14 protein-coding genes are annotated in these 17,252 nt (G+C 53.6%); 2 read left to right on the top strand and 12 right to left on the bottom strand.

Annotation, left to right across the window (positions count from 1 at the left end; all coding sequences use genetic code 11):
• Positions 1 to 139: 139 nt before the first annotated feature.
• The 10 genes from DVH26_RS06820 to DVH26_RS06775 form a co-directional block, all read right to left on the bottom strand.
• Positions 140 to 406, bottom strand: a complete 267-nt coding sequence (locus tag DVH26_RS06820; RefSeq protein ID WP_239632537.1) for an aspartyl-phosphate phosphatase Spo0E family protein — start codon at positions 404 to 406, stop codon at positions 140 to 142.
• A gap of 127 nt (positions 407 to 533) precedes the next feature.
• Positions 534 to 1,727: an aminotransferase class I/II-fold pyridoxal phosphate-dependent enzyme gene (locus tag DVH26_RS06815; RefSeq protein ID WP_275590456.1), complete on the bottom strand. Its 1,194-nt coding sequence runs from the start codon at positions 1,725 to 1,727 to the stop codon at positions 534 to 536.
• A 13-nt stretch (positions 1,728 to 1,740) separates the two neighbouring features.
• Positions 1,741 to 2,232 (bottom strand): Lrp/AsnC family transcriptional regulator, encoded by a 492-nt coding sequence (locus DVH26_RS06810; RefSeq protein WP_239632535.1) that lies wholly within the window; start codon positions 2,230 to 2,232, stop codon positions 1,741 to 1,743.
• Between the two features lie 300 nt (positions 2,233 to 2,532).
• Positions 2,533 to 2,814 carry a hypothetical protein gene (locus DVH26_RS06805; protein WP_239632533.1) on the bottom strand — a complete coding sequence of 94 codons (282 nt, stop codon included), beginning with the start codon at positions 2,812 to 2,814 and terminating at the stop codon, positions 2,533 to 2,535.
• 812 nt (positions 2,815 to 3,626) lie between these two features.
• A complete protein-coding gene (cysK, locus tag DVH26_RS06800; RefSeq protein ID WP_239632531.1) occupies positions 3,627 to 4,556 on the bottom strand; it encodes a cysteine synthase A in 930 nt (309 codons plus the stop codon).
• A gap of 160 nt (positions 4,557 to 4,716) precedes the next feature.
• Positions 4,717 to 6,036: an MFS transporter gene (locus DVH26_RS06795; RefSeq protein ID WP_239632529.1), complete on the bottom strand. Its 1,320-nt coding sequence runs from the start codon at positions 6,034 to 6,036 to the stop codon at positions 4,717 to 4,719.
• A gap of 125 nt (positions 6,037 to 6,161) precedes the next feature.
• Positions 6,162 to 6,677, bottom strand: coding sequence for a hypothetical protein (locus DVH26_RS06790; RefSeq protein WP_239632527.1), 516 nt, complete (start codon positions 6,675 to 6,677; stop codon positions 6,162 to 6,164).
• Between the two features lie 143 nt (positions 6,678 to 6,820).
• On the bottom strand, positions 6,821 to 7,240 hold the full coding sequence (locus DVH26_RS06785; protein ID WP_239632525.1) for a DUF350 domain-containing protein: 420 nt from the start codon (positions 7,238 to 7,240) through the stop codon (positions 6,821 to 6,823).
• Between the two features lie 124 nt (positions 7,241 to 7,364).
• Complete coding sequence (locus DVH26_RS06780) at positions 7,365 to 8,042, bottom strand: PspA/IM30 family protein (RefSeq protein ID WP_239632523.1); 678 nt, start codon at positions 8,040 to 8,042, stop codon at positions 7,365 to 7,367.
• 133 nt (positions 8,043 to 8,175) lie between these two features.
• Positions 8,176 to 10,542, bottom strand: a complete 2,367-nt coding sequence (locus DVH26_RS06775) for an endonuclease MutS2 (protein WP_345774044.1) — start codon at positions 10,540 to 10,542, stop codon at positions 8,176 to 8,178.
• A gap of 285 nt (positions 10,543 to 10,827) precedes the next feature.
• On the opposite strand from DVH26_RS06775, the gene DVH26_RS06770 reads away from it, so the two are divergent.
• Both DVH26_RS06770 and DVH26_RS06765 read left to right on the top strand, forming a co-directional pair.
• A complete protein-coding gene (locus tag DVH26_RS06770) occupies positions 10,828 to 11,184 on the top strand; it encodes a phage holin family protein (RefSeq protein ID WP_239632519.1) in 357 nt (118 codons plus the stop codon).
• 319 nt (positions 11,185 to 11,503) lie between these two features.
• The gene (locus DVH26_RS06765; protein WP_239632517.1) at positions 11,504 to 11,899 is read left to right on the top strand and encodes a cytochrome c oxidase subunit II; all 396 of its coding nucleotides are present in this window, start codon (positions 11,504 to 11,506) and stop codon (positions 11,897 to 11,899) included.
• Positions 11,900 to 11,986: 87 nt separating this feature from the next.
• Here DVH26_RS06765 and DVH26_RS06760 read toward each other — a convergent pair whose 3' ends face one another.
• The gene (locus tag DVH26_RS06760) at positions 11,987 to 12,538 is read right to left on the bottom strand and encodes a CvpA family protein (RefSeq protein WP_239632515.1); all 552 of its coding nucleotides are present in this window, start codon (positions 12,536 to 12,538) and stop codon (positions 11,987 to 11,989) included.
• Between the two features lie 24 nt (positions 12,539 to 12,562).
• Entirely contained in the window at positions 12,563 to 17,086 is a 4,524-nt protein-coding gene (locus DVH26_RS06755) for a hypothetical protein (RefSeq protein WP_239632513.1), read from the bottom strand.
• Positions 17,087 to 17,252: the final 166 nt, after the last annotated feature.

Genomic DNA, 17,252 nt, shown 5'->3' with positions numbered 1-17,252 from the left:
CTTTACGCGAGAATTCCTCTCTATTTCTAGCCCTCATCATATCATAAAAGTCGAGGTTGTATCAAAAAAGATAAGAAGGGAATATGTGTTGCACAAATCGCTTTCGCCTTACCGTTTCGCAAGCAACGAAAAAGGAACCTCACCGGTTCCTCTTGTATTGATTCATATATTCATTGATTTTTTTATCCAGCATCATGCTGATCTCTACGACGTTCGGAGACGTCAGACTTTTCTCACGCTGAACAAGCTGCTCCAGCTCCAAACGCAGATTATAAATTTCTTCTTCTAAAGATAAGGCAGATGAAGACTGTTTCTTTTTTCCAAAAATCCACTTGGCTCGATCATCTTTCTCTCGAATCCAGCTAATATCCATATACTGCCTAAGCCGATATTCAGGAAAAGCCATTTTCATCCCCCCTTCAAAAGCATATCTTTAGACTCAGAAGTCTCATACAAGAATAATGGCATGAACCTTCTATACTATTAAAGATACCAGTTTTTCACGAGGTTGGAAATGACTACTTTTGTCGAAACTATAATTTACGGATAAAATTACCTATTCTGTCAATTGCTTCGAGCAGCTGGTTGACCGAAGTGGCGTAAGAACAGCGTACAAAGCCCTCCCCGCCCAGTCCGAACACGTGTCCAGGCACGGCTGCAACCTTCGCTTCATGCAACAGACGCTGGGCAAAATCCTCCGAGCTTAGGCCTGTAGACGCAATGGAAGGGAATGCATAAAATGCGCCTTGAGGCTCATGACACTCCAGACCGATCTCACGGAAGCCCTGCACAACCAGACGGCGCCGCTGATTATAAGACTCCACCATGCGGTCCTTTTCTTCCATCCCGTTCTTCAACGCTTCCAGAGCTGCCACCTGACCCATAGCCGGAGCACACATTACCGTATACTGGTGGATTTTGAGCATCGCCGAAATCAAATCCTTATGACCGCAGGCATAGCCCATTCTCCAGCCCGTCATGGCGAACGCCTTGGAAAAGCCGCTGACGAGAATCGTCCGGTCGCGCATTCCCGGAATCGATGCGAAGCTCACGTGCTTTTGCTCATAGGTCAGCTCGGCATAAATCTCGTCGGAAATAACAATCAAATCGTGCTCTTCCACGATTTTGGCGATCGGCAGCCAATCCTCGTAGGTCATGATTCCGCCGGTCGGATTGCTTGGATAACAGAGGATCAGCACCTTCGATTTCGGTGTGATGCTCGCTTTTAACGCTTCCGGCGTCAGCTTGAAGTTATCCTTGGCGAACGTTTCAATACCTACCGGAATCCCTCCGCCGATCCGTGTAATCGGTGAATAGGATATGTAGCACGGCTCCGGCACGAGCACTTCATCCCCTGGCACGATCAAAGCCCGCAATGCCAAGTCAATGGCTTCACTGCCGCCAACCGTAACGAGAATTTCATCTGCCGGCTCATACGGCGTATGGAACGAATCGTACAAATACTCGGCGATAGCTTCCCTCAGCTCGGGCATGCCTGCATTGGGCGTATACTTCGTATTGCCGCGCTCCAACGAATACACACAAGCTTCACGCACATGCCATGGCGTACAGAAGTCCGGCTCGCCGACGCCGAGCGAAATAATGTCCTTGCTCGCGCTGACGAGATCAAAAAACTTGCGGATGCCCGAAGGCGGTATCTCTCTTACTAATGGCGCCAAGTAATCCGACATGGATTTGGAAGTGGTTCCTTGCTGTTGGTTGATCATCGCTATTCATCCTTTACGGTGAAATTAACATACGGCGATCGTCCTCATGGTCTTCAAAAGTGATGCCGTCCTGCTTGTATTTCTTTAAAATAAAATGCGTTTTGGTCGATAACACGCGATCGATCGGAGACAATTTGTTCGACACGAAGCCTGCGACCTCTTTCAGCGTTTTGCCTTCGATTTCGACAAGCAAATCGTACGCTCCGGACATGAGGTAAACGGATTTGACTTCTGGATATAAGTAAATGCGCTCCGCAATAGCGTCGAAGCCGCGGCCGCGCTCCGGTGTAATTTGTACTTCGATCAAGGCCGTAACCTTCTCGTTGTCTACCTTCGCCCAGTTTACGATAGGCGCATACTTAATAATGACGTGCGCTTCCTCGAGCTGTTTGATCGCTTCCGTTACTTCCGCCTCCGAGGCTCCCAGCATGGTCGCAATTAAAGCAGGCGTTCTTCTCGCGTCTTCCTTAAGCAGCTCAATAATACGCATTTTAAACTGTTCCATCGGTGGTTAACCCTCCTCAAATATACCCTGCGAAGCGAAAACAAGATGCCCATTCCTTTTGCTGCAGGGAACCCGGCACACAACCCGGTATAGAACTATCCCCGTTAAGCATGCTCTCAAATTTTCGCTAAAAAAATACAAACTAAATTATTACTTCATATTACACCCAACCGCAGACTTTTTGCAAAATAAAATTCACCGTGCTCGGCAACCTCAACCGGAGCGCGCCCTCTGCAAGCAAAAAAGCCCGCGGACACGGCGGCCCGGGGCTGTATTTTATGGGGATGTTGTTGTTACAAGTCAGATGCGTTGAATGGAAAGCAGCTTGCGCATGTAGGCTTCAATATCCCTGTTTTTGTAATCCTGAAGCACGGTAAATTCATAATGATTACCTGCTCCGCTCTCGTCGGCCAGCCTGCCTAATCCGACCAGACGTCCTTTATCGTAAGCGGCGACGACGCAGCGGCTTTGGCAATACGTTTCATATACAAGTCCGGATTCGCTGCCATTCTCCTCGACGGAAGCCAGAAGCTCCTGTAGCTGTCCTTGTGCAGGAAGCACATTATCCAATGCAATGATCAAAACAATCACCTTCCTACTGAGTTCTTATGTTTATAATTATACATGTACATGAATTTTTATTCAATACTTATTCAGCATATTTACATAATGTTTACGTCCCGATTTTTCAATGCAAAAAAGTGCCCCGGACGAGGCGCTGTGCTGTGAGATCCCCATTTTACCCAAGGGGACGTGCGGTATCTCCGCTTGCGAAACCAGTTTTCCTACGAAAAACTTATCTATAGAGTAACCCAGTTTATCTGAAAATGCTAAAAGGGGATCTCCCGGAAGAGCGCAGGCTGCCGCTGGAGGTAGGTCCCCGCGGGTACCCTTGCAGCTTTTTCCGTACATAGGGTTTCACAGAAAAACAGCACCTCGAACGAGGCGCTGAGCTTTGAGCAAATTTTGTGTTAGGGTGGCGAGGGATGCTGGCATCCAATACTTTAAGCTGACCCCAAGTACAGACCGTATGTCGCCATTACATCCTAACGCTCTGTAGCAGGGTTATCGGACCGTAGATCCGCTATTCCATCAAAAAGTGATCAATTTGCAGGGCGATCGGACTACAGATCCGTTATATTACCAAAAACTACTGTTTTTTGGGGTGAAATCTGCAAATAGCGGACTCTCGGTCCGATAGCACTGCAAAAGCAGCATCAATCCAATAAATAGCGGATTTCCTGTCCGATAGGTTCGCCTAGCCCTAGTTCGACGGGCAAACATTTCTGTACATTCGCTCCAGAGGATTCCACAACAGCAGCGCAAATGGGAGATTCACCACTGATACTCCGCCGCGGAAGCTTACAGTCCATTTCGAGTTTCACAGGCTTCCCTTATGAGAAAATGCCCATGCTCAAATAACGTTCTCCGGTATCCGGCGCAATGCACAAGACACGCTTGCCTTTGCCGAGCTTCTTGGCAATTTGCAAAGCCGTCCATACCGACGCTCCCGAAGAAGGCCCTACAAGGATGCCTTCTTTGCTTCCCAGCTCCCGGGTCGTACGCAGAGCATCCTCATCGGCAACCTGAATAATTTCATCATATACATTCGTATTAAGTATTTCCGGTACGAAGCCAGGGCTTGTCCCAACGAGCTTGTGCGGACCCGGCTTACCGCCCGACAGCACCGGTGAGCCTTTCGGCTCCACGACGTAAATCTTAATGCCGGGGATGTTCTCCCGCAGCACTTCCCCGGTGCCCGTAATCGTCCCGCCCGTTCCGGACGTCGCCACGAACGCATCCAGCTTGCCTTCCATCTGCTCGATAATTTCCATAGCGGTCGTCGTCCGGTGAATATCCGGATTCGCCTTGTTCTCGAACTGCTGAGGAATGAAGCTGTTCGGAATTTCGTCTCTCAGCTCCAAAGCGCGGCGGATCGCCCCAGGCATTCTTTCCTCCGCCGGAGTGAGCTCGACGTTAGCGCCGTATGCTTTCAATATGTTAATACGTTCCTTCGTCATATTGTCAGGCATGACAAGAATCGCCTTGTACCCTTTGGCCGCGGCGTTCATGGCGAGACCGATTCCCGTGTTTCCGCTGGTCGGCTCGATTATCGTCGCTCCGGGCTTCAGGATGCCGTCTTTCTCCGCCTGCAAAATCAGATTGAAAGCCGCGCGGTCTTTCACGCTGCCGCTTGGGTTGAAATACTCCAGCTTCACATATACATCCGCGTCGTTTTCGCCCGTCATCCGGCCTAGCCGTACCGCAGGAGTGTCTCCGATAAGCTCCGTAATACTATTAACCATCCGATTGTTTTTCGTCATTATGCCAATCCCCTTCCGTACCTTTCCGTCCTGCTGAACGCAACACCTTATCGTCCTAATTGTAACGGCGGTCTTCATTTTGTCAAGGCGAGAGGCTTGCGCACTCATGTCATGCGCGGTCATGCAGGCTTACCCGAATAAGGAAGCATAGCTTAAGGAGCTAGGCTTTGTTCCCCGCCTGAGCCGCCTTACCTCCAGCAACTCTGCGCATGAAAAACCACGCGGCAAGCGGAGTACTGCCTATTCCGAGCAGCAGCCAGTTCATGGCGGACGGCGCCGAAGTTAGGGTGACGATAAGAATAAAGATGGCGGTCCCCGATATTCGCCCGATATTAAGCGCGAGCTCGCGCATAACGATATATTCTTCCCTTAGCCTTACGCTGTCGGCATTCCCGCCAATGAGGTCAAATACGGATGAAGTCATCGGAATCGAATAAAGCGGGAAAAACACGCCGACTCCAATCCCGAAGATGAGTAATGTCAGAAAATTTACTTTCCAGAAGAAAGGCAATATGACAGCAACCATCGCAATGGCTCCGATCAGCATCGCGCCTCTTCGGTATTTCGGCTTCAACAGGCGGCCTGCGATCATGAAGCTGACCAGGGAAACGGCGGAAGTGATGAGAGAGAAGTTACCCAGCTTCATCTCATTGCCGGTATGAACGAACACAAGCAGGCCGATCATAAAGCCGAATACCCCTTCGCGAAAGCCTTGAGCGACAAGCCCCATGAATACGGTTCTCCACATCGTACCCTTTTCCCTCAGACACCTCAGCGTAAGAAACCACTCGTAGTGCCCTACGGATTTGCGTTTTTTCAGAAAAAAGCTGCAGATGACCCCCAAAATGAAAACAGCGAGCGAAATCGTAAAAATAACCCGGTATCCGTTCGTTTGCTTCAAATGGACTATCAAAAAGCCTGATATCCAAGGAGCGATCATCCCCGCTCCCGAGCCGAGCAGCCCCGCCCAGCCGTTAAACCGGTCCCGGTTGCCGGGATCCGTCACTTCAAAGTAAACGACATTGAAGGCAAGCCAGAACAATCCGGACGCCACGCCTTGAATGACTCCCAGCAGCAGATAATAATTGACGGCCGAGCTTCCAAACCACAGCACCAATAAATAAAACAAAGCCGATACCGCCACGCCTGCGCGCAAGCAGTTCATCTTGTTATGCTCCTTCACCCATTTGCCGGCAATCCAGAAGGTTAGCGCCATCGCCAGATGGTTGATTAACGTAAACCAGCCGATTAAGGCGAATTCCTGCCGCGCTTTCCACAAATAGACGTTCACGAAGGTGCCGGACAAAGCATTGGCTGCCGCCACCAAGCCTTGGACGGTTAATAGCAGACGGGTCTGCCCCGTCAATGCTCCCTTTTTCTTGCCGGACGGGGAATGCTCCCGATCGTCGTAACGCCACGAAGGACGCTGGTCTTTGCTTCGCACCCATTTGTGCGGAAAATCTTTTACTCCAGAATGCATGCTTCTCACCTGTTATGTAGGATTATGACGTACTAGTTAACCTTCCCCTAACTGAGAAAAACATGACCAAATGAAAAAAAAGGAAATTCTCGAATGAGAATTCCCTTTTGGGTTAAGCAGGTGTTTTATTTGCTGCCGTGCTCCTTCAACAGCTCGACCATCGCCATGCGGTCCGCCTCGGATAGCACATGCTCGACCTTGAAGCAGGATGGGCAAACAAAAACTCTCGTGCCGAATTTCGGCTTCAACAGAGGCTGGTTCAACGATTGCGGAACGACAGGCGTATAATTGTCGGAGAGCGTCCCGGCTCCAGCCAGCAGCATAAAGCTGTGGCAGGTCGGGCATTCCGGCGTGTCCTCCTGCGTATCCAAGACGCGCTGAACCCCTTCCTCGTAATCATCCATGCCGTCAATATCACCGTAATCGTCTTCGAAATCACCAAGCTCCTCGTCCAGATCGTCGGGTTCTTCGTCCTCTTCGTCGGATGAATCCCTCTCATCTTCGCCCAGATTCAACTTGATGCTGCGGTAATCGCCAAGCTCGTTAAAGCAGTGCGGACAGCTATCTTCCGGCCCGATTTCCGGGTCCCATACTATTTCGGTCTGGCACCATGGGCACACTTGCTCGTTCGATTGAGACACCGTACATTCCTCCGCTTCGGCTTATCAGCCGTGTTTTATAAAATAATAAGTGCCCCAGACAAAAAATACAAGAGCCAAGGCCAACAAACTGCCCCATAAGTACTTCATTGCATGCCTCCCGAATGAACAGCCGGTCCTACCAATTAGGTTACACTAGCGCCGATTACATAAGATAAAGAAATGGAAATCACCATCGATAAAAAGCCGACCGCTTTATTATCCTTCTGGATTTGCTCGTCGATTTTAAAGTAAGGCGTTAAAAATTCGAAAATAAAATAGGCTACCAGCAGCAGTACGAAGCCGTATCCCGCCCAAATCAGCGAATGAAGAACGGAGTCATTGTTCAAAATGGCAAACCGGAACAAGTTACATATCCCGAAAATTTTACCGCCTGTAGCCATTGCTACCGACAGGTTGCCGTTCTTGATTTCTTCCCAGTCCTTGTATTTGGTCACCAGCTCAAAAATAGCCAAAAATACAATGAGGGCCACTACGGCCACAGAGAAAAATGCTAACGTTTCCACGTAAGGATTACTTAACAACACATCCACCTCTTCATTCATTATTGACACCTCCCTTAAGGTAAAGCATGGGGATTGGAATCAACCTGCATTAACGGTTGAAGAGACTGAGGCAGTAAGCCCAGTCTCTCATCTCGTCGATTTCTATTTTATTTCGCTATGGCGATTAAGATTCCTTCTTCGCAGCAAGCTTCGCTCTCAACGCGGCCAGCTCATCATCCACGCCGTCGTTCTTGCCGAGCTGATCCAGCTCGTCGTCCAAGCTGCGGGACTTGGAGCGAAGCTCGTTGCTTGCTTCCGCTTCAGCTTCCATTTGCAGTACTTTCTCGGACATGCGGTCGAAGCCTTTGGCTGCATTATCCGTTCCGAAGCCGGACATAGCCTGGTTAATTTGCTTTTGAGCTTTAGCGGCTTCGGCACGGGCTACGAGCAGGTCCTTCTTGTTCTTCAGCTTCGTGAACTCGTCTTTCATTTCCGACAGCTGATTGCGCAGACGGTCGGCATTGCCTTTAGCCACATCGTATTGCTTTTTCATTTCTTCAAAACGAACCTGATGCTCTTTCTTATCCTGAAGGGCACGGCGGGCCAAGTCCTCGTTGCCTTGCTCCAATGCCTTCAAAGCCTGCTCCTCACGCTTCAGCACCATTTCCTGAGCTTCTTCGTATTGCTGCTTGAACTTTTTCTCTACGGCGATTTGCTTGGCAACCGCCACTTCCGCTTCGTTAATATCCTCTTCCATATCGCGGAGGAACTGATTCAGCATTTTCACCGGGTCTTCCGCTTTGTCCAGCAGATCATTGATCGAAGCCATAGTCAAATCTCTCAACCGTTTAAAGATTCCCATTAGTAAATTCCTCCCATGAATTTCACTGTATTTAAAAAGCTGGTTAAACTTGATTCAGTAACATCGATGTTTACATATATTCATACGAAGCAACAGGCGCTAGAGTTTCATCGCAATGAAATATAAAATTTTGTCATTTCAATTCGGCTACGGTGACCCCAGTACCGCCTTCATTGTAATTGCCGATGCGATAGCTCTTGACGTGCTTATGCTTGCGCAAAAATTCTTGTATTCCCGTACGTAAAATGCCGGTGCCTTTGCCGTGAATAATATACACCTGGCCGAAATTGGCCAAATACGATTCGTCGAGAAACCGGTCGACCTCGATAAGCGAATCCTCCAGATTGGAGCCGCGCAAATCAAGCTCCATCCGCGCATTCTCGTCGCGCGTCCGCTTTAAGCTGGCTGCCGTTTGCTGAGGCTTTTTGGGAGCCGACGCTGCGGCTTTGACGAGCTCCAGATCGGCCAGCTGCACCTTCATCTTCATGATGCCGAGCTGGACCATCGCTTCCGTATCGCTGACGATTTCAACGATATGGCCTTTTTGGCGCAGGTTGGTGACGAGTACCTCGTCGCCCGCCTCCAGCTTATCCGGATTGCGCTTAGCCGGCTGCGATCCGGCCTTCTTCTTGCGCAGCTCAGGCACGGCCTGATCGAGCCTGCGTTTGGCATCGCTCAGGTGATGGTCCTTCACCTCGTTCGCTTCCCGCTGCATTCGCCGCAGATCGGCGATAATCTCGTCGGCCTCGCGGCGCGCCTTGGCGACCGCGTCCTGAGCTTCGCGCTCCGCCTTCTCGAACAGGCGGTCGCGCTGCTCCTCGAAGCGCTGCTGCTGCGCTTCGAGCTTCACCCGCAAGCTCTCGACCTCGCGGCGGAGCTGTTCTGCCGTTTGACGCTCCGCTTCCGCGGTCAAACGGTTTTCTTCGAGCGTCGCAATCATCGATTCGACGCGCTGGTCTTCTTCACCGACCTGGCCGCGGGCATGGTCGATGATCGATTTCGCCAGCCCCAGCCGCTCGGCAATCGCAAACGCGTTGCTTCGTCCCGGTACGCCTACAAGCAGGCGGTACGTAGGACTCAGCGTTTGGACGTCGAACTCCATGCTGGCGTTGATGATGCCCTGCCGGTCGAAGGCGTACGCCTTCAGCTCGCTGTAGTGCGTAGTAGCCACGATGCGGCAGCCCATCTTGTGGATATACTCCAGCAGCGAGATGGCGAGAGCCGACCCTTCGGCAGGATCCGTGCCCGCTCCGAGCTCGTCGAGGAGCACGAGGCTCTTGGGCGTCATTTCGCGCAAAATGCGAATGATATTCGTCATATGGCTGGAGAATGTACTCAAGCTCTGCTCGATGCTTTGCTCGTCTCCGATATCCGCATAAATCGCGTCGAAGACGCACAGCTGGCTGCCTTCCTCGGCCGGGACGAACAATCCCGACATCGCCATCAAGGACAGCAGACCGATCGTTTTCAGCGAGACGGTTTTACCGCCTGTATTCGGTCCAGTAACGATAATGGTCGTATACCGGTTACCAAGCTCGATATCGAGCGGTACTACCGATTCTATTGGAATGAGCGGATGGCGTCCGCGTTTGATCTTGATAAAGCCGCGATCGTTGAGAATCGGCAGCGTCGCTTTCATATCGTGAGCCAGGCCCGCCTTAGCGAAGGTGAAATCAAGCTCGGACAAGGCGTCCACATTACCGAGCAGTTCATCCGCCACCTCGGCTACGAGTACCGTCAGCATCCGAAGTATTTTCTCGATCTCCGTCTCTTCCTTCAGCTTCAGCTCGCGAACCCTGTTGTTGAGCTGCACTACCGCTTCCGGCTCGATAAACAAGGTCGCTCCCGATGCAGACTGATCGTGAATCATACCGCCGAAGTGGCCGCGGTATTCCTGCTTTACCGGGATTACATACCGGTCGTTGCGGATCGTAACCAGATTATCCTGAAGCATTTTTTGAATGGACGGCGTCCGAACCATCTGCTCCAGCCGGTCGCGGGCTCGGGTCTCGCTTGTGCGCAGTTCCTGGCGAATGCGCGCCAGCTCCGGGCTTGCGGAATCGACTACCTGGGCGTTGTCGTCGATACACAGCTTGATTTTATCCTCCGTCGTCTTCAGCTCGGCAATTTGCTCCGTCAAAAACAGCAGCGATTCAATGGCATAGTCCTCATGCACATCATGCAAAAACCGCTTCAGCCTCCGGCCGCCGAAAATGGTGTTGGCTACATCAAACAGCTCTGCCGGATTCAGCATGCCGCCGATGCGTGCCCGGTGTACCGCCGTTTTAATATCCCGGATTCCTCCAAAAGGCGCCCCGCCTTTGAGACGATTCACGTTCACGGCCTCATCGGTTGCCTTCAGACGACGTTTGACCTCTTCAAAATCGCCGCTTGGCAGCAGCTGCTCGACCCGTTCTTTGCCGAGCCCTGTGGCCGCATGATGTGCACATTTATTTAAAATGGAGGAATAATCCAATGTTTTTAAAATTTTGGTGTTCAAATCTGTCCTTCCTTTCTGTTCCGATGCAGACATTCCTCATTATATTATATCCGAAGCCCCAACGATTAGCTAATTTTCTACTATACCGGTTCGTTCCGGAATGTTTAATTGCCCAACACTATAGCGGATGGTTCCCAATCCCTAAAACTGGCTGGTCCCCCGTGCACATAATCAGACAGCCGAAGGCAATAATACTAGTTGCACCGAGTAACTCGTCGAACAGCATGGCATTAAAACTTAAGCGCTGCGGACGCAAGTTCGCCAAATCTAAGGGAGGTATCGGCGATGCATTTGCTTGGACATATCGTCAGGTTTATCGTATCCGCTTTGGTGCTGATGTTTGTAAGCTTTATCGTACCGGCTTTTAAAGTCGGCGGCTTCTGGAGCGCCTTTTTCCTGGCTCTGGTTATCGCAATCGCAGCCTGGGTCATCGAGGGCATATTCGGAAGAAAAATTACGCCGTTCGGACGAGGCATCGTAGGCTTTATCACGAGTGCTGTCATCATCTGGCTGGCCCAATTTGTCGTCAGCGGGGTATCGACGAGCTTTATCGGTGCAATTCTGGCTGCTTTGGTTATCGGGATCATCGACTTGTTCATTCCGGTTAAAACCCCTTTTGAGCAAGGCGCCGGTGAACGCTAGTTGACAGCAGCGCGTCAATAAGCAAAGGGCGAATCGATCGGTAGGAAAATGCTGTACAAGCCATTGTCATCGGATGTTCCATAGCCTGACCATGCCGGAAAAATCAGTCGGCGGTTTCTACCGCATGGCTGATTTTTTTGGTTGTGCCGCCCTTTACAGCACAAAAAGCCGATTTCTGATGTGATCAAAGCCACAAGCAACAAATAAGTTCATGAATTTGCCTTCCATAATTCACCTGTTTGTCACTGCATTCCATGCAGGTATCCTGTATGATTTGGGGTGTAAACACTTTTACCAGATTTTATGGAGGGGAACGCAGATGAAAAAAATCATCGTATTGGCACTGGCTGTCAGCTTGGTGTTCGCATTGTCCGCTTGCGGCAAAAAAGAGGAGGCTAAGCCGGTATCGACATCCAACGGAGCAGCGGCTACAGCAGGATCCGGAGCTTCCAGCGAGGTGAAGCTGGTCGCTTCGAACTATAAATTCGACCAGGCTGAATATAAAGTGAAAAAAGGCCAAGACATCAAGGTCACTCTGGAAAACAAAGAAGGACTTCATGGCGTCGAAATTAAAGGGTTGAGCGTGAAGCTAGATGGAAGCAATCTAACCAAATCGTTCAAAGCCGACAAAGAAGGCACTTATGAAATCATTTGCTCGGTCCCTTGCGGATCCGGTCATATTAACATGAAAGCCAAGCTGATTGTTGAAGCTTAAGATGAACATAAGGCTCAAAGGAAAAAACCTCCGAATCCGCTTTTTTAAGCGGGTCCCGGAGGTTTCCTTTTTTGTTTGTTCTTGCTGCTAAACGGAGGCCGTTTGTTTGTTCCACAGCTCGTGAAGCTTATCCGATACCGTAGGCAGCGCTTCTAATATATAGGGCGCCGATTTGGAGGTTTTTAACAAATGCTGCACGGCATCGTTCGGAATAACGGTCATTACCTGCACGGCGACGACAAGCAGCACGGCCGCTTCGGCTAATCCAAGCAGCGCTCCGCTCCATTGGTTAATCGTCTTAAGGCCCGGCGTCAGAGCGATCCAGTTGAGCACTCTGCCGATCAGGCTCAAGGCGAACTTGACACCGAATAGAAGCAGGGCAAACGCAATAGCGTTGTACATATAGGTGTCCAGACGAAGCCCTTTAACCAGAAATTCGAATTTCTGATACGATTCGTAGGCCGGCAGGGAAAGCACCCCGGCGATCCAGGGTGCCGTCTGCTTGTAGAAGGAAAAAGCGACAACATACGCAATAATAAGCCCCGCAACGGAAACGATTTGGCTAACAAGTCCGCGGTAGTAGCCGAGCAGCGTTCCCGCTACGACAAGCGCCGCTGCCGTCCAATCCAGTCCATTCATATTATCAGGCCCCGCCCGTCAGCGTTAATCATTATCAACCACCAGCTCAATCCACTCGTTATATTCGACCTGCAGCTTTTCGTACTCCGATTTCAGCTCCTGCAGTTCGGTGTAGACGCGCTGAGCCCGTTCACGGTGATCGTTATATTCTTCTTGAAGTGCCCGATGTTCATCAGCCTGCTCTTTGAACTGAGCTTGCAGCTCGTTATAGAGCTCGGTCTGAAGCTGCAGCTCTTCTTCGTGAGCCGAATAACGGGAACGGATCTGCTCTAATTCCCCGGCAAGCTCCCCGCTATGCCGCTCGCTCTGGCCGTACTTGCTCTCCAGTTCTTCCAGGCGGCGCTGCTGCTGCGATTGCTCACCGATCAAGACTTCATTGCGCTCCAGCTGTTCAAGATAAAGCTTCTCAAGCTCGGAGAGACGCTCCGCGCCGTTCTGCACCTGTACCTCAAGAGCTGCGGCTGCCTCGGCCTGCCCTTGAAGCTGCTCCTGAAGAGCATGACGCCGTGCGTCCAGCTGACTGATCTGCTCGCGGCTGTCGTTCTCCTGCTGCTTCATGCGAGATTTCATTTCATTGAACTCGCCTTCCAGCTCTTTGTACAGCTCTTCTTGCAGCTCCAGCTCTTCACGCTGGTCGGCGCTCCGCTTGCGCAGCTCGTCTGACTGCGCCGTCAGCTCCTCGCACCGGCGCTGCCACTGGCTCGCGCTTTCCTGCAGCTGCAGCTGATAAGCCTGCTGCTCGCGGAACTGCGCAAGCAGTGTACGCTCTTCCTCCTGCAGCGCAGCCAGCTGCTGCTGCTGCTGTGCAAGCTGAGCTTCCCGCTGCTCCAGCTGTTCCTTCAGCGATGCGGCCAGCTCTTCGCCGGCTCGCAGCGTCTCCAGGCTGCGTTTCTCCTGCTCGCGAAGCTGACGCTCCAGCTCGCTGTGCTGAGCTTGCAGCTCATTGTACAGCTCCTCATGAAGCTGGGTTTCTTCACGCTGACCGTCCAGCTCGCGCTGCAGGTCGGCTTGCTTCTCTAGTGCGGCTTGCAGTTCAGCCGCTGCCTTGTCGGCAAGCTGCTGCTGCTCCTGCAAGCGCGACTCCAGCAGCCCGCTTTCCTCGGCACAACGGCTAAGCTCCGATTGCAGCTGACTTTGCAGCTCTTGCTGCTCGTGCAGCTGCTGCTCGAGCAAAGCGGCCTGACGCTGCTCGGCGCGCTGCTGCTTCTGCAGCACCTGATTTTGCTCCAGCTGCAGCTCGTAAGCCTGCTGCTGCAGCTCGATTTGTACGGTCAGCTGCTCGTTCAGCGATCCAAGCTCCTCGTACCGCTTCCGCTGCTCTTCCGCTTGCTGTTGCAGCTGCATCGACTCGCTCTTCTGTTCGTTCAGCTGCGCCTGCAGCGATTGCAGCTCCTGACGCTGCTTGTCCAGCTGCTGCTCGAATTGCTCCTGCAGCTGCTGCCGCTCGCTCAGCATGCTGTCCTTGAGCTCCAGCTGGGCCTGCAGCTCGCTTTGCTCCTCGAGACCGCGCTCGAGCTCCTGCTCCAGCTGGTCGACCGCCAGCTGCAGCCGCTCGGCTTCAGCCTGCAGCTTCTCCGCACGGGATGTCAGCTCGGCTTCCTGCATGCGGCTCAGCTCCATCAGCTCTCCGGAAGCCTCCCGCTCCTTCTGAAGCTGGAGCTCCAGAGCTCCTGCCCGCTCACGCTCGTCTATCGCTTGTGCTTCCAGACGTTCGCGTTCTTCGCGAAGCATTCCCTCAAGCCGCGCCTGCTCGCCTGCGGCTTCCGCCGTCAAGCGTTCCTGCTCCGCTCGCGACTGCTCTCGAGCTTGCTCCAGTGTATGCTTCAGCTGCGCAAGCTCCGACTGCAGCCCGGCCGCTTCGGCTTGAAGCTGCTTCACTTGCTCCGTCAGCTCCTCCTCTTGCATCCGGCTCAGCTCTTCCAGTTCCGAAGCCGACAGCTTCTCTTGCTGCAGCTGTGCTTCCAAGCCGTTGGCACGCTCGTGTTCGCTCATTACGATTGCTTCCAGACGTTCGCGCTCGCCGGCAAGCTGCGCCTCCAGACGCTCTTGTTCGCTAACAGCCTCCGCCACCAAACGATCCAGCTCCGCTTGCGACTGCTCCTGAGCAGCGGCTGCCTGCGCTGCCGCTTCCTGATGCTCCTCACGCAGCTTGGCCAGCGCCGCTTGCAGCTCGGCTGCTTCGCTCTGAGCCCGCTGCGACTGGGCGATCAGCTCGGTCTCCTGCATCCGGCTCCACTCTTCGAGATCCGCCGCTGCCTGGCGCTGCTCTTCCAGCTGCCGCTCCAGCGAAGCAATGCGATCGTGCTCGCTGCGCAGCTGCGTTTCGAGCCGCACGCGTTCTTCAGCGGCTTGACGATCCGCTTCTTCGCGCTCCTGCTTCTGACGCTCCAGCGCCTGCTGCAGTTCCGCTTCGTGCTTCTCGCGCTCACCCGCCAGTTGAGCTTCCAGACGTCCGCGCTCTTCGGCAGCTTGACGTTCCGCTTCCTCGCGTTCCTGCTTCTGCAGATCCCACGTCAGCTGCAGCTCCTCTTCGTGCTTCTCGCGCTCACCCGCCAGCTGAGCTTCCAGGCGTCCGCGCTCTTTGGCGGCTTGACTTTCCGCTTCCTCGCGTTCCTGCTTCTGACGCTCCAGTGCCTGCTGCAGCTCTGACTCATGCTTCTCGCGTTCGCTCGCCAGCTCGGCTTCCAGTCGCTCGCGCTCGGCCGCCGCCTGCTGCTCCGCTTCCTCGCGCTCCTGCTTCTGACGCTCCAGCGCCTGCTGTAGCTCTGACTCATGCTTCTCGCGTTCGCTCGCCAGCTCGGCTTCCAGTCGCTCGCGCTCGGCCGCCGCCTGCTGCTCCGCTTCCTCGCGCTCCTGCTTCTGACGCTCCAGCGCCTGCTGCAGCTCCGCTTCATGCTTCTCGCGTTCGCTCGCCAGCTGCGCCTCCAAACGCTCGCGCTCTGCTGCCGCTTGCTGCTCCGCTTCCTCGCGCTCCTGCTTTTGCAGATCCCACGTCAGCTGCAGCTCCGCCTCGTGCTTCTCACGCTCGCCCGCCAGCTCGGCTTCGAGCCGCTCGCGTTCTGCTGCGACCTTCTGCTCCGCTTCCTCAAGCACCTGCTTCTGACGCTCCAGCGCCTGCTGCAGCTCCGCCTCGTGCTTCTCACGCTCGGCCGCCAGTTCGGCTTCCAGCCGCTCGCGCTCTGCTACGGCCTGCAGCTCCGCTTCCTCGCGTTCTTGCTTCAGCTCCGCCAGCGCTTCCTGCAGCCTTGCAGCTTCGGACCGGGCACGCTCCGCTTGCGCCGTCAGCTCGGCTTCCTGCAGGCGGAACAGCTCCTCCAGCTCCGCTGCGGACGTCCGCTGCTCGGCCAACAGCCGCTCCAAGCCTCCGCTGCGCTCCTGCTCTGCTTGGATCAGCACTTGCAGCTTCTCGCGCTCGCCTTCCAGCTCGGCTTGCAGACGATCCTGCTCCGCCTTGATATCGGCGGCGTGCTTTCCACGCTCGCTCTCGAGCTCGGCTTCGAGACGCTCACGCTCGCTTGCAGCCTGAGCCTCAACACGCCTGCGCTCCTGCTGAAGCTGCTCAACGGACTCCTGCAAGCGGGCTGCCTCCGCCTTCGCCTGCTCGGCTTGCTCCGTCAGCTCTTCCTCCTGCATCCGGCTTAGCTCCTCGAGCTCCGCCACCGTCTTCCGCTGCTCCTCGAGCTGCTGCTCCAGGTCTCCGCTGCGCTCCTGCTCCGCCTGAATCAGCGCTTGAAGCTTCTCGCGCTCGGCCTGCAGCTCCGCTTGGAGCCGCTCCTGTCCGCTCTTCACTTCCGACGCATGCAGCTCGCGCTCGCTCTCGAGCTGAGCTTCGAGACGCTCACGTTCCGCCGCCGTCTGAGCCTTCAGACGATCCATCTCGGCCGATACTTGAGCTTCGAACTGCTCGCGTTCCAGCTTCAACTGCTCTACGGCCGCTTGCAGCGAATCCTGTTCGGCCCGCGCGCGCTCGGCCTGCTCGGCAAGCTCCTCCTCCTGGATCCGGCTCAGCTCCTCAAGCTCCGCCACCGTCTTGCGCTGCTCCTCAAGCTGCTGCTCGAAGGCGCCGCTCCGGTCCTTCTCGGCCTTGACCTGCGTCAGCAGCCTTTGCCGTTCCTGCTCCGACTGGTTGAGCGCCGATTTCAGTCTGTCGGCCTCCGCCTGCGCCCGGGACGCTTCCTCCTCCAGCTTGCTTCGTCCGGATTCGAGCTCCGTCAGCTTTTCCCGCTCGACCTCGAGCTCCTGAAGAACAACCGCATGCCGCTCCTTCAGATGGGAAAGCTCTTCGCGGGATTTCTCCAGCTGCTTCTGCTTTTCGAGCAGCTGCTCCATATCGTCCTGCATTTTGAAATAATCGTCAGCCATATGTACTGCCGCCAAAACGGCAATTTTCGGTGTATCCAAACGCGGGGAGCCCGCGGCTATTTTGTGCATCTGGTCATTCACTTGCATTACGACTCTCTTCAAGTTGGTTGCGCTTGTTTTGGCAACCAGCTTATAAGGGGTGCCGTATATGTCTACCGTCATCCGGATTTTATCATCAGGGTTCACAAGCAAGCTCTCCTTTCGAACGTTACAGAGGCAAAACTTATTGCGTTTTTTCAAAAAAAGCCGTTCCCCATCTTCTTGGTGATGAAAGCCTGACTTTTTTGAATGCGCAATTATCAAAAAAAGTTCCCCGTATCTCATAATATTTCGATACGGGGAACCCTTTTTC

This window comes from Paenibacillus sp. H1-7 (assembly GCF_022354825.1).
Classification (GTDB): Bacteria; Bacillota; Bacilli; order Paenibacillales; family NBRC-103111; genus Paenibacillus_S.
Note: the sequence above shows the minus strand (reverse complement) of the source record. Positions and strands in the feature narration are given on the sequence as shown.